This window comes from Pantoea sp. Ft-CA_14 (assembly GCF_024520875.1).
GTDB lineage: Bacteria > Pseudomonadota > Gammaproteobacteria > Enterobacterales > Enterobacteriaceae > Pantoea > Pantoea agglomerans.
The window spans coordinates 22,180-35,396 of record NZ_JALNPM010000007.1; the positions used below are offsets into that span (position 1 = coordinate 22,180).

General features: G+C 56.8%; 11 protein-coding genes. 4 read left to right on the top strand and 7 right to left on the bottom strand.

Going from position 1 to position 13,217, the window contains the following annotated elements:
• Nucleotides 1-9: 9 nt before the first annotated feature.
• A complete protein-coding gene (metE, locus tag NR195_RS12335; RefSeq protein ID WP_256844570.1) occupies nucleotides 10-2,280 on the bottom strand; it encodes a 5-methyltetrahydropteroyltriglutamate--homocysteine S-methyltransferase in 2,271 nt (756 codons plus the stop codon).
• A gap of 144 nt (nucleotides 2,281-2,424) precedes the next feature.
• Between metE and metR the strand changes: the two genes are divergently transcribed.
• A complete protein-coding gene (gene metR / locus NR195_RS12340) occupies nucleotides 2,425-3,351 on the top strand; it encodes an HTH-type transcriptional regulator MetR (RefSeq protein WP_003854400.1) in 927 nt (308 codons plus the stop codon).
• Nucleotides 3,352-3,434: 83 nt separating this feature from the next.
• Nucleotides 3,435-3,914, top strand: a complete 480-nt coding sequence (locus NR195_RS12345) for a DUF1456 family protein (RefSeq protein ID WP_010257278.1) — start codon at nucleotides 3,435-3,437, stop codon at nucleotides 3,912-3,914.
• Between the two features lie 531 nt (nucleotides 3,915-4,445).
• On the opposite strand, the gene NR195_RS12350 is transcribed toward NR195_RS12345, so the two are convergent.
• Nucleotides 4,446-5,303 (bottom strand): carboxylate/amino acid/amine transporter, encoded by an 858-nt coding sequence (locus NR195_RS12350; RefSeq protein WP_033780862.1) that lies wholly within the window; start codon nucleotides 5,301-5,303, stop codon nucleotides 4,446-4,448.
• 374 nt (nucleotides 5,304-5,677) lie between these two features.
• On the opposite strand from NR195_RS12350, the gene glpT reads away from it, so the two are divergent.
• Nucleotides 5,678-7,018 carry a glycerol-3-phosphate transporter gene (gene glpT, locus NR195_RS12355; protein WP_010257284.1) on the top strand — a complete coding sequence of 447 codons (1,341 nt, stop codon included), beginning with the start codon at nucleotides 5,678-5,680 and terminating at the stop codon, nucleotides 7,016-7,018.
• Nucleotides 7,019-7,068: 50 nt separating this feature from the next.
• Here the strand turns inward: glpT and yigL are convergent, their stop codons facing one another.
• The gene (yigL, locus tag NR195_RS12360) at nucleotides 7,069-7,869 is read right to left on the bottom strand and encodes a sugar/pyridoxal phosphate phosphatase YigL (protein WP_010257286.1); all 801 of its coding nucleotides are present in this window, start codon (nucleotides 7,867-7,869) and stop codon (nucleotides 7,069-7,071) included.
• Between the two features lie 52 nt (nucleotides 7,870-7,921).
• The gene (gene pldB, locus NR195_RS12365) at nucleotides 7,922-8,914 is read right to left on the bottom strand and encodes a lysophospholipase L2 (protein WP_010257288.1); all 993 of its coding nucleotides are present in this window, start codon (nucleotides 8,912-8,914) and stop codon (nucleotides 7,922-7,924) included.
• A 112-nt stretch (nucleotides 8,915-9,026) separates the two neighbouring features.
• Between pldB and rhtB the strand changes: the two genes are divergently transcribed.
• The gene (rhtB, locus tag NR195_RS12370) at nucleotides 9,027-9,650 is read left to right on the top strand and encodes a homoserine/homoserine lactone efflux protein (RefSeq protein ID WP_010257290.1); all 624 of its coding nucleotides are present in this window, start codon (nucleotides 9,027-9,029) and stop codon (nucleotides 9,648-9,650) included.
• A gap of 53 nt (nucleotides 9,651-9,703) precedes the next feature.
• On the opposite strand, the gene NR195_RS12375 is transcribed toward rhtB, so the two are convergent.
• The 3 genes from NR195_RS12375 to recQ all read right to left on the bottom strand — a co-directional run bounded on the left by NR195_RS12375 (nucleotide 9,704) and on the right by recQ (nucleotide 13,202).
• A complete protein-coding gene (locus NR195_RS12375; protein ID WP_256844603.1) occupies nucleotides 9,704-10,513 on the bottom strand; it encodes a DUF1460 domain-containing protein in 810 nt (269 codons plus the stop codon).
• A gap of 223 nt (nucleotides 10,514-10,736) precedes the next feature.
• Nucleotides 10,737-11,360 carry a threonine export protein RhtC gene (gene rhtC, locus NR195_RS12380; RefSeq protein WP_010257296.1) on the bottom strand — a complete coding sequence of 208 codons (624 nt, stop codon included), beginning with the start codon at nucleotides 11,358-11,360 and terminating at the stop codon, nucleotides 10,737-10,739.
• A 12-nt stretch (nucleotides 11,361-11,372) separates the two neighbouring features.
• Nucleotides 11,373-13,202 (bottom strand): ATP-dependent DNA helicase RecQ, encoded by a 1,830-nt coding sequence (gene recQ / locus NR195_RS12385; protein ID WP_010257299.1) that lies wholly within the window; start codon nucleotides 13,200-13,202, stop codon nucleotides 11,373-11,375.
• Nucleotides 13,203-13,217 lie beyond the last annotated feature (15 nt).

Consider the following 13,217-nt stretch of genomic DNA (forward strand, 5'->3'; position numbering starts at 1 on the left):
CCCGATTCCCTACGCCGTTTCTCCACGCAATCTCTTCGCTGCCGTCACCATGTTCGCCAGCGCCTGACGCGTTTCCGTCCAGCCCCGTGTTTTCAAACCGCAGTCCGGGTTCACCCACAGACGCGCTTCCGGAATACGTTTCGCCGCCTTAAGCAACAGTGCTTCTATCCACTCCACGCTGGGGACGTTAGGCGAATGGATGTCGTAGACGCCGGGACCGATTTCATTCGGGTAGTCGAAGTTCTCAAACGCCTCCAGCAGGTCCATGTCAGATCGCGAGGTTTCGATGGTGATCACATCGGCATCCAGCGCCGCGATAGCATCCATAATGTCGTTAAATTCGCAGTAACACATATGGGTGTGAATCTGGGTTTCATCCCGCGCCACCGCCGCATTCAGTCGAAAGGCCTCCACCGCCCAGTTCAGGTAGGCGGCCCATTCAGACTGGTGCAGTGGCAGACCTTCACGCAGCGCAGGCTCATCAATCTGGATAATCCCGATGCCCGCCTTCTCCAGGTCTTCGACTTCATCACGCAGCGCCAGCGCGATCTGTTTCGCGATGGTTTCGCGTGACACATCTTCACGCGGGAATGACCAGCAGAGGATGGTTACCGGACCGGTCAGCATCCCTTTTACCGGCTTGTTGGTCAGCGACTGGGCATATCTGGCCCACTCAACGGTGATCGCCTCCGGACGACTGACATCGCCGATGATAACAGGCGGTTTCACACAGCGTGAACCGTAGCTCTGAACCCAGCCATTCTGTGTAAAGACAAACCCCTCCAGATGTTCGCCGAAGTACTCAACCATGTCGTTACGTTCCGCTTCACCGTGAACCAGCACATCCAGCCCCAGCCGCTCCTGTTCGAGAATCGCCTGCTTAATGTGCTCCGCGATGCCGGTGCGGTAATGGTTGCTGTCGAGCCGGCCCTGTTTAAAGTCGAGGCGCAGGCCGCGAATTTCAGTGGTCTGCGGAAAAGAGCCGATGGTGGTGGTAGGCCAGGCTGGCAGATTGAAACGCTGACGCTGCAGGACCGCCCGCACCGGATAAGCGCTCTGGCGTTCACTGTGCTGTGAGATAATGGCCTGCAGACGCTGGCCCACCGCCGCATTATGCACGCGGCGGGAGTGAGCGCGGGCGTGTACCGGTGCGCTCCAGGCTTCCAGCGCCGTCGCATCGTTGTTGTTGAGTGCCTGACTCAGCAGTGATAGCTCGGCACATTTCTGCAGCGCAAAGGCGAACCAGCTTTTGACTTCATCATCCAGACGGGTCTCGACGCTCAGGTCGATAGGGCTATGCAGCAGCGAGCAGGAGGAGCCGATCCACACCTGTTCACGCGCTCTGGTCAGCGGTTGCAAGCGGCTGAACCAGCGGCTCAGATCGGCGCGCCAGACGTTGCGTCCGTTGATCACGCCGAGCGACAGCAGCCAGCTGGCGGGCAGTTGCTGATTCAGTTGCTGAATATCATCACGACCATGGACCAGATCGACATGCAGCCCCTGCACCGGCAGCGCACGAATCACATCAATGTTCTGGCCGATGCTGTCAAAATAGGTGGTCAGCAGCAGTTTGCTGTGACCCTGCAGTGCGTCATACGCCGGCTGGAAGGCTTCGCGCCACGTCTGCGGCAGCTCCAGTGCCAGAGCGGGTTCATCAATCTGTACCCATTCGATGCCGCGCTTAGCCAGTTCCGCCAGCACCTGCTGATAGACCGGCAGAATTCCCTCCAGCAGCGACAGACGTTCAAACGGCTCACCCTTCACTTTACCCAGCCACAGATACGTCACCGGCCCCAGCAGCACTGGCTTGATGTTGTGTCCCAGCGCCAGTGCCTCATCCACCTCGTCCAGCAGCTGGGTCCAGGTCAGTTTAAACGTCTGACCCTGGGTAAATTCCGGCACCATGTAGTGATAGTTGGTGTTAAACCATTTGGTCATTTCTGCCGCCGCCGCAGGCTCGCCGGTCGGCGCACGACCGCGTCCCAGGCGGAACAGGGTGTCGAGGTCCACAGTGCCGGCTTTGTTCTGATGACGCGCGGGCACGTTGCCCAGCATCAGGCTGGTGGTCAGCACATGGTCATACCAGGCGAAATCGCCGACCGGCAGCAGATCGACGCCCGCCTCTTTCTGTTGTTGCCAGTGTCGCGCACGCAGCTCACGGCCCGTCGCCAGTAATGCCTGCTGCGTGCTGTCGCCAGCCCAGTAGCTCTCCAGCGCTTTTTTCAGTTCACGGCGCAGGCCAATACGGGGAAAGCCGAGGGTATGGTTCAGGATAGTCATGTGCTGTTCTCCAGATAATCTTTCACTTTGGCTGAAATGGGCAGCCAAAGATGTTTAGCCGTCCAGATGTTTACACTGCTATACTCTGCGGGTACTGTATATTGCTCAAGCGCAATATGTTCATTTTCGATGTGAAGGACTCTCATGATCGAACTCAAGCACCTGCGGACGCTTCAGGCTCTGCGCAATACGGGCTCGCTGGCGGCGGCGGCGGCCCAGCTTCATCAGACGCAATCGGCGTTGTCTCATCAGTTCAGCGATCTGGAGCAGCGGCTGGGATTCCGCCTGTTCGTGCGTAAAAGTCAGCCGCTGCGCTTTACGCCGCAGGGCGATATTCTGCTGCAGCTGGCAGAGCAGGTGCTGCCGCAGATTCAGCAGGCATTGCAGGCCTGCCATGAGCCACATCAGACCACGCTGCGGGTGGCAATAGAGTGCCATAGCTGCATTCAGTGGCTGACCCCCGCGCTGGATAAATTCCGTCAGAGCTGGCCGCAGGTGGTGATGGATTTCAAATCGGGCGTGACCTTTGATCCTCAACCCGCCCTGCAACAGGGTGAGCTGGATGTGGTGCTGACCTCCGATATCCTGGCGCGCTCGGGTCTGTTCTACTCCCCGATGTTTGATTATGAAGTGCGTCTGGTGCTGGCAACGGATCACCCGCTGGCGCAGGTTGAGCAGATTTCGCCGGAAGATCTAGCCGATGAGGTGTTGATGATCTATCCGGTGCAGCGTCAGCGTCTGGATATCTGGCGTCACTTCCTGCAGCCCGCAGGCGTCAGTCCGGCACTGAAAAGTGTGGATAACACCCTGCTGATGATTCAGATGGTCTCGGCACGTATGGGGATTGCCGCGCTGCCGCACTGGGTGGTGGAGAGTTTTGAGAAGCAGGGTCTGGTGGTCACCCGCACGCTGGGCGATGGCCTGTGGAGCCGTCTTTATGCGGCCGTGCGCGAAGGGGAGCAACGTCAGCCGGTGCTGGAAGCGTTTATCCGCTTTGCCCGTCAGCACGCCTGTGAGCATCTGCCTTTTGTGCGCGACGCCGCGCTGCCCGGTGCGGTGTTGCAGCGATAATCTGGCGGGCACAAACCTGCGCGAAGGCGGGCAAAATCCCCTATAATGCGCAGCCTGTCGACTGACCACGAGAAGATTTCACCATGACTAACAATGATATTCTGCGCAGCGTGCGCTATATGCTCAACCTGAGCGATGCCAAAATGGTGGAGATTTTTGCGCTGGCGCAATGTGACGTGCCGCTGGCGGATATTCAGGCGTGGCTGAAAAAAGATGACGATGCTGCGTTCCGTCCCTGCCCCGATGTGCTGATGGGTTATTTCCTGAATGGCCTGATCTTCTACCGTCGCGGCAAAAGTGAAGATGCGCCCGCGCCGTCGATTGAGCGCAAGATGACCAATAACATCTTCATGAGAAAGCTGCGTATCGCTTTTGATCTGAAAACCACCGACATTCCTGATGTACTGAAACGCGTGAATTTTACCGTTTCACAGGCTGAGATTGGTGCGATTTTCCGCAAACCTGATCATAAGAACTACCGCGAATGCGGCGATCAGATTCTGCGTAACTTCCTTAAAGGGCTGGCGATGATTCAGCGTCCTAAGAGTGAAAAGCCTGCTTAACGTCTGTGGCTGATCGCTTCGGGTACCTGCGTGGTCAGAAGTGGCGCATCTGATCGCAAAGAAAGCCTGCATCCATGCAGCACGGCCTCGCCATCCCTGGCTCGGACGCTTTGCTCCTCAGTTGCGCCACCTCTTCCCTTAAGCTTCTTCATGGCTTTTTAATCAGCAACACCAGGCCAGCCCTGGGGAGTGAAAGCGGGTCATCGGTAGAGCCTTCGTCGCAGGGGAAAAAAGCGCCGGGAGCATTTCTGAACCATCCTGGAAGATTCCTTCGCGATCGCACACGCCAGCTCCATCGCGAATGCTCTACGTTTCAGCGCTCCATCCCCTCCTTCATATTCGCTCTGAGCCATTAATAATCGCGATGATGCTGTTAAGTCTCCCGGGCTGGCGCGTCTGAAGAGCGAAGCGTCCGGGCCAGGGATGGCCCGGCCGATCCACAGGGATGTGAGATTCCTTCGCGATCGGACGCGCCAGCCCGGGAGGCCGCACCCATGCAACAGCCGCTATTGATAGCCTGGCACCTGATCATTAGTCACCGCGCCCCACCACCCAGCGCTTATGCACCCACAGCGAGGCGAGGATCACCAGCGCGCCCGCAATAAAGCTTGGCCAGTGCGGTTTCTCCTGCCAGATAGCCAGATTCACCAGCAGCCCGGCAGGAACGTGCATGTTATTCATAATGCCCAGCGTGCCGGCATCGACCTGGGTCGCACCATAATTCCACATAAAATAGCCGAGACCGGAAGCCGCAATGCCCAGCCAGACCAGAATGCCCCACTGCAATGAGGTGGTCGGCAACTTCTGCGGATTGCCCCAGGCACACCAGGCGATCACCGCAATCAACACTGCACCCAGATAGAACCAGGAGAAGGCGGTGTGCTGCGGCATCGGGCGGGTCTCCTGCAGACGCTTATAGCCCACCATTCCCGCCGCAAAGCAGATATTTGCCAGTTGCACTAACAGCAGACCAAACCAGAAATGATCGCTGACTTTGTCATAGCGAATAATGGCCGCACCTGCCACAGCCAGCAGTGCACTGAAGATATAACCCATGCGCAGTGGACGACGGCTGATCAGATCGTAAATCAGCGTCACATAAAGCGGCGTCATCACCGTGAACAGCAGGAATTCCGACACGCTAAGGTAGAGATAGGCTTCAAAACTCAGCAGATACATCACGCCCAGCTGCAGCATCCCGACCAGCATGTAAAGCAACAGCGTTGAAGGGCGATGACCACGCCAGCGCAGGAAAGGTAAAAATACCAGCGCAGCCAGCGCCAGTCGCATCAGTACAGAGAACCAGCTGTCCACCTGCCCGGCAAGGTATTCGCCAATCAGACTGAACGAAAAGGCCCACAGAATGGTGGTAATAATCAATAAAAACACGGTGACGACCCCGAAATTAACAGGCCGTCAGTGTAAACAATGTGCTGCCATCAGGCTGTGAAATCTGGTTGACATCTGATTACAAACCAGGCGATCAGAATAGCCATCGGAAAAGGGCTTTCGCTTCCTGACATAACTGTCTGCATAAAGATCTTTCAGCCAGATAAAATGCGCGAAATGATCCATCGCATGATCACTTCCGCTCCAGAATGTAATAAAAGTGTAACAAATGTGTCATTCATCACAGTAACGTTGCGCAACTAACACTATTCTTTGCGCGAAATGGAACATTCTGCGTCCATTTTCTTCTGCTATTTTCCTGCCCCAACCTGCTGGGAATTAAAAACCATAATGTGCCCTGGAGGGCCTCACTGATGCTGAGCATTTTTAAACCTGCACCACGTCAGCCGCAGGTGGCGGAGGATCACGTTGATCCGCTCTACCGTCGTCTGCGCTGGCAAATTTTCATCGGGATCTTCTTTGGTTACGCCGCCTACTATCTGGTCAGAAAAAACTTCGCACTCGCCATGCCCTACCTGGTAGAGCAGGGTTTTTCACGTGGCGATCTCGGTTTTGCCTTATCCGGCATATCCATCGCCTACGGCTTTTCAAAATTCATCATGGGATCGGTCTCTGACCGCTCAAACCCGCGCGTCTTCTTACCGGCAGGCCTGATTCTGGCTGCGACAGTGATGCTGATCATGGGATTCGTTCCCTGGGCCACCTCCAGCATTATGGTGATGTTCGTGCTGCTGTTTATCTGCGGCTGGTTCCAGGGCATGGGCTGGCCACCTTGTGGACGTACCATGGTTCACTGGTGGTCGCAGAAGGAGCGCGGCAGGATCGTTTCGGTCTGGAACTGCGCCCATAATGTCGGCGGCGGTATTCCGCCTCTGCTGTTCCTGCTCGGTATGGCGTGGTTCAACGACTGGAAAGCGGCACTCTATATGCCGGCGTTTGGCGCCATCGCCATTGCGATTCTGGCCTTTGCGCTGATGCGTGATACGCCGCAATCCTGTGGTCTGCCACCGATTGAAGAGTACAAAAACGACTATCCGCCCGACTATGATGCCAGCCACGAAGAGGAGCTGACGGCTAAACAGATCTTCATGAAATATGTGCTGCCGAACAAGCTGCTGTGGTACATCGCGCTGGCCAACGTGTTTGTTTATCTGCTGCGCTACGGCATTCTCGACTGGTCGCCGACCTATCTCAGAGAAGTAAAACACTTCACGCTGGATAAATCGTCGTGGGCTTACTTCCTGTATGAGTATGCGGGGATCCCCGGAACGCTGCTGTGCGGCTGGATGTCGGACAAAGTGTTCCGCGGTAATCGCGGTGCGACCGGGGTGTTCTTTATGACGCTGGTAACCATCGCGACCGTGATCTACTGGCTTAACCCGGCGGGCAATCCTGGCGTCGATATGGCCTGTATGATTGTGATTGGCTTCCTGATCTACGGTCCGGTGATGCTGATTGGTCTGCACGCGCTGGAGCTGGCCCCGAAAAAAGCGGCGGGGACAGCGGCGGGCTTCACCGGCCTGTTCGGCTATCTGGGTGGATCGGTGGCGGCCAGCGCCATTGTCGGTTACACCGTCGATTACTTCGGCTGGGACGGCGGCTTCATGGTGATGATTGCTGGCTGTGTGCTGGCGGTTATCCTGCTGTTACTGACCATGGTCAGCGAACACAAACACAAAAAGACCCCTGCCTGACGGCAATAAAAAAAGGGCCGGATATCCGGCCCTTTTTTTGCGCTGACGGCTTAAGCAAGATAGAGCGTGCGCAGCGTCTGCGGCACGGCATCATCGGCATTTGAACCGATCACATCCAGCTCCGGCAGCGTATCTTTCAACCGCTGATGGGCATTCTGCATGATAAATCCCTTACCCGCCATGCTCAGCATCTCCACATCGTTCATGCCGTCGCCAAAGGCGATACAGCTTTCCAGTGAATGGCCCAGCGTTTTCGCGACCGCTTCCAGCGCATGCCCTTTCGATACGCCGCCCGCCATCACTTCCAGACAGGTAGGCAGTGAGAAACTGACGTTAACCCGATCGCCCCAGCGCGCTTCAATCGCCTGTTCCATCGGGATCAGATGCTCGGGATTTTCGCAGGTGAAAAAGACCTTGCTGATATTATCGGTTGGCAGCAGACCCGGCTCATAGACCTGATAGTTGAACACCGACTCGCGGAAATAGTCCTGCTCAGCCGGGCTTGAGCGGCTGACAAACCACTCATCGTCGCGGTAAACGTGGGTCAGAATATCGCTGTGATGATATTGCAGGCCAAACAGATCGCTGGCGATATCCTCATCCAGATTATGACTGAACACCAGTTCGCCCTCGGCGTTGTGCACGCGCGCGCCGTTTGAGGTGATCATATAGGCCGGAATCGCCAGGCTGTCGCGCATCTGTCCGACATCGATATGATGACGGCCGGTGGCGAATATAAAGTGAATATCTTTCGCGACCAGCTGCTGCAGCGTTTCACGCGCAAAAGGGGTCAGACGATGTTCGGGAGAAAGCAGCGTGCCATCCAGATCGGATGCAACGATGTGATACATGAAAACCTCGGGTATCTGGTTCTGCCGGCCTTAACCGGTCGGATAAATAACGTCAGTGGTGCGAGGAAAAGAAGTCGACCACTGCATTGAGTGCTTCGGCGCGCATCTCATCCTTTTCAAACAGGATCTCATGACGCGCACCGTCGATCACCCGTGGCTTATTGCCCTCACACGGATGACCCGCCGCCGCCATCGCGGCACAAAAAAGGTCCTGCGAACGATTGTCGACCACCCGATCATCGCTGGCCTGTAACAGCAGCAGTGGCGTGGTGATCTTATCGACCTGACTGATGATGTTGCGACCTGCATGGATGCCTTCACGTACCCAATGGTAGGTTGGCCCGCCAACGCGAATCGCCGGATCGTCCGCATAAAAGCGCAGATTTCGCCGGTAACGCTCGGTGCTGTGCGTCAGCCGGTTAATGCCAAACGGATGCGCACGCCAGCGGCCGGTGCCGAGCGCATAGCCATCGCGCATCGCCGGACGCTTCTCCGCCCAGTCCAGGATCCGATGGGCCAGAAAAGAGGGCAACGGTAAAGCAATGCCAAACATCGGCGCCACCAGCGCGACCGCATGAAACGCCTGCGGCTGACGCGCCAGAAACAGCGTTAAGATTGCGCCGCCCATGGAGTGAGCCAGCGCATAGCGCTGCTGGTAGTGACCGCTGATAATCTCTTTCAGATAGAGCGTTTCAAGGTCGTCGACATAATGGGTAAATTCCGCCACGTGACCGCGGTGTGAATCTTCCAGCAGGCGATCGGAACGCCCCTGACCGCGATGGTCAAGGATCACCACATCAAATCCGCAGTGAAACAGATCGTACGCCAGCTCAGGATATTTTATGTAACTCTCGATGCGTCCCGGCACAATCAGGATCACACGCTTGTGTTGCGGTGATGTGAAGCGGACGTAGCGCAGCGTCAGATTACCCACGCCGGTAAACTCAAGCTCTTCGCGGCTGTGCCAGAAATCGAGCAGTGGCCCGGTAGCGAAGGCAGCAAAGGCTTTTTCTCGTCGCAGCCAGCTGGCTTTGTGTTGATTCATTCGCCCTCCTGATGACCGGATAAAGAGTCCTGAATGCCATGCGCAGGCCGTAGCGCCGCGCTTATTTCTGGCGTATTGTGTCACAATTCCGCTACTAAAGAGAGCCTGACCCATGACCATCGAATGGTGGCTGACCTATCTGCTTACCACTACAATTCTCAGCCTGTCGCCCGGTTCCGGCGCAATCAACACCATGAGTACCGGTATCAGCCACGGCTATCGCGGCACGGTGGCCTCTATCTCCGGTTTGCAGGTCGGCCTGGCGCTGCATATCGTGCTGGTCGGCATCGGTCTGGGCGCGCTGTTTTCTCAGTCGCTGCTGGCGTTTGAGATTCTGAAATGGGCTGGTGCGGCCTATCTGGTCTGGCTGGGTATTCAGCAGTGGCGCTCAGCGGGTGGCATTGATCTGGATGCAGTCGCCAGAGCGATGCCGCGTCGTCGCCTGTTCAAACGCGCCGTGCTGGTTAACCTGACCAACCCGAAAAGTATCGTCTTTCTCGCCGCCCTGTTCCCGCAATTTATTCAGCCGCATCAGCCGCTATTTATGCAGTATCTGGTGCTGGGCGTCACCACCGTTGTGGTCGATATCATCGTGATGATTGGCTACGCCACGCTGGCAACGCGGATTGCGGGCTGGATTAAGGGACCAAAACAGATGAAGTTAATGAACCGCATTTTTGGCGGGCTGTTTATGGCGGTAGGCGCGCTGCTCGCCAGCGCCAGAAAAATCGCTTAACGTCTGACGCGCCGAATTCGGCGCGAAAGATTATCCCTTCTTCCCTGGCCCCGCTATGGCGCTGTCAGTGGAACCGCACGCAACACAATGATGCCCGGCTTCGAGCGCATATATTCCCTGAACGGCGCATCGACAACTTTTCGATTAACGGCCAGCGAAGAGGCGTTCCTGAACCATAAGCGGCCATCATGCCGGACAGCAATCCCCACATGCGTAACATCCAGGCTCTGACTGGTGGCGTAAACCCCCACGTAATCGCCGGTCTGAATCTGCTTCAGCACCTGCGGTGTGATCGCCCGGGCCGGAATGTAATTGACAGGACGTGCAATCACACCCAGACCGGGCACCTGTTCTGCTCCGCTGGCCTGACGATTCAGGTGCTTCACCACCGTCACCGTATCCGGGCTAAGAGTGCGGGTCACGTCATCGGCATTGCGCGGGCTATCGGCAAACCAGTCGGAAAAAAAGTGGCGACGATTCCGGTAGCTGACCTCACCGCCAGCGTAGCGGGTCCGAATCAGGTTAGCCTCAAAGCTGGCACGATCGTGGCTGCGGCTCAGCGCCTGCACGTAATCAAGCAGCGTGTAACAATCCACACCGTTGAAATTGATCACCAGCGCTTCCGGACGCGTGGGAGAACCGATCAGCGTATCCGCTTCATAGGGTGTTCCGAGAAACGTCGCAGAGATCCGGCTAATCCTTTCGCCCTGCGTCTGATCGACATCGGACAGCGTCTGCATCAGGATCGAGGTGACCTCATCGGTCTGGCCCGGCGCTGGCAAAGGGTTGCGGGCGGCATCAGGCGAGGCGCAGGCGCTGATACAGGCCGTCATCAACACCAGTAATATGAACTTCACTCTCATCATCCTCTCCATAAACGTTGCGCCTGCTTCCCGACTTTAATGGAGATATGGATATGAATGATTAATAAAGAGTGACGATTTATCTGCGGTTGCAACAGCAAAACTCCCTGAGCCCTGGAATGTGACATCCGTCACACAAGCGAACTCTCTGGAGGAAGCGACAGCAAGGGAGGTTTCTGCCGGAGGCGCAACGCGCACGCCGGCATAAGGACTGAAACGTTGTTTAACGCGAAAGAATCAGGTGGATACCAAAACCGGCAAACAGTACGCCGGCCATGCCATCGACCCATTTCGCCAGTCGCTGATACTTAGCGCGGATCCACGGCAGCGCAAAAATCGCCGCCACCAGGGTAAACCAGGCAAAGGTTTCACCGACAATCAGCAGGAACAGACCCCAGCGCTCCGCCGAACCGACATCGTCGCCAACAAATAGCGAGAAGACGCTGCCGAAGTAGATAATGGCTTTAGGATTCGACAGGTTCGTCAGCAGGCCTTTGAGAAAGCTCATGCCGCGTTTCGGCAACGCAACCACCGGCTCATCCTGCTGCGGCTGTTTATGACGCTGACGTGCCGAGCACATCAGCTGCCAGCCCATCCACAACAGATAAAGTCCACCGCCGACCATGATGATCTGATGCAGCCAGGCCATTTTTTCCAGAATCAGATGCAGCCCCATCAGCGCCACACCCGCCCAGACCACAATGCCCAGCGTAATGCCCAGTACACCCATCATCGCCTCTTTGCGCGAGCGGCTGGCGGCAGTCTGTGACACGAAAAAGAAATCGGGGCCGGGGCTCATCAGCGCCACCAGATGCACCAGCGCCACAGTGGCGAATAACATCAGCATAATCAGTGTCCTTTACTCTTCATCATCAAGATGCTCTTTGATCATCACCAGGAAAGGTTTGCCAAAGCGCTCCAGTTTGCGGTGACCCACGCCGTTGACGCTGAGCATCTCGGACGCGCTGACCGGCATCTGTTCTGCCATCTCTATCAGTGTGGCGTCATTGAACACCACGTAAGGCGGAATATTCTCTTCATCGGCGATCGCTTTTCGCAGCTTACGCAGCTTGGCGAACAGTTTGCGATCGTAGTTGCCACCGTGAAACTTCGCCGGACTGCTGCTTTTTGTTTTTGCGGTGATTAAACGCGGCACCGCCAGCATCAGTGGCACTTCACCACGCAGCACCGGCCGCGCCGCTTCGGTGAGCTGCAGAGCCGAATGCATAGCGATGTTCTGCGTCACCAGCCCCAGATGGATTAGCTGACGTAACACGCTCACCCAATGTTCGTGGCTCTGATCTTTGCCCAGTCCATAGACCGGCAGTTTGTCATGACCCTGCTCACGGATACGCTGATTGTTGGACCCGCGCAGCACCTCAACGATATAGCCCATACCAAAACGCTGACCCACGCGGTAGATGCCGGAGAGGGCTTTTTGCGCTTCAACCAGGCCGTCATAACGTTTAGGTGGGTCAAGACAGATATCGCAGTTATCGCACGGCTGCTGGCGGCCCTCGCCAAAATAGTTCAGCAGCACCAGACGGCGGCAGGTCTGCGCTTCAGCAAACGCGCCCATGGCGTTGAGTTTGTGACGCTCAATATCCTGCAGCGGCCCGGGCACTTTCTCTTCCAGACATTTACGCAGCCAGGCCATATCGGCCGGGTCGTAAAGCATCATCGCTTCGGCAGGCAGACCATCACGTCCGGCCCGCCCGGTTTCCTGATAATAGGACTCAATGTTGCGCGGGATATCGAAGTGGACCACAAAACGGACGTTGGGCTTGTTGATGCCCATGCCAAAGGCCACCGTCGCTACCACGATTTGCAGATCGTCACGCTGAAACGCTTCCTGCACCCGACCACGCTGTTCGCTGTCGATACCGGCGTGGTAGGCTCCAACGCTGAACCCCCGGCTTTGCAGCCGCGCGGCGGTGTCTTCCACCTTCGCCCGGCTGTTGCAGTAGATAATGCCGCACTTGCCGCGCTGATCCTGAACGTAACGCAGCAGCTGATCGGTGGGTTTAAATTTCTCCACCAGCGTGTAGCGAATATTGGGGCGGTCAAAGCTGCTGATCTGGATCAGCGGATCCTGCATATGCAGCAGGTTAACGATGTCGTTGCGGGTGGTTTCATCCGCGGTCGCGGTCAGCGCCATTACCGGTAATTCCGGGAAGCGCTGACGCATCTTGCCGAGTGCGCCATATTCCGGACGGAAATCGTGGCCCCACTGGGAAATACAGTGCGCTTCATCCACCGCCAGCATCGCCGGTTGCCAGTGCGCCAGACTGTCCAGGAAGTTATCCATCATCAGGCGTTCCGGGGCGATGTAGAGCAGCTTAACCCGACCGGTTCGGCAGTCGGCCATCACCGTCTGCTGCTGATCGCGCGTCATGGTGGAGTTGAGATACGCCGCCGCCACGCCGTTCGCCAGCAGCTGATCGACCTGATCTTTCATCAGCGAGATCAGCGGCGACACCACCAGCGTCAGCCCCTCGCGCACCAGCGCAGGGATCTGATAACAGAGCGATTTACCACCGCCGGTGGGCATCACCACCAGACAATCGCGCCCGCTCAGCGCCTCATTGATGATCGTCTGCTGACCGGGACGAAAATGCTGGTAGCCGAAGGTATCCTGCAATACCTGCTGCGCCAGCGCTTCCTGATTAAGAACTGCCGAGGTTGCCACGCGATTCCTGTCTTT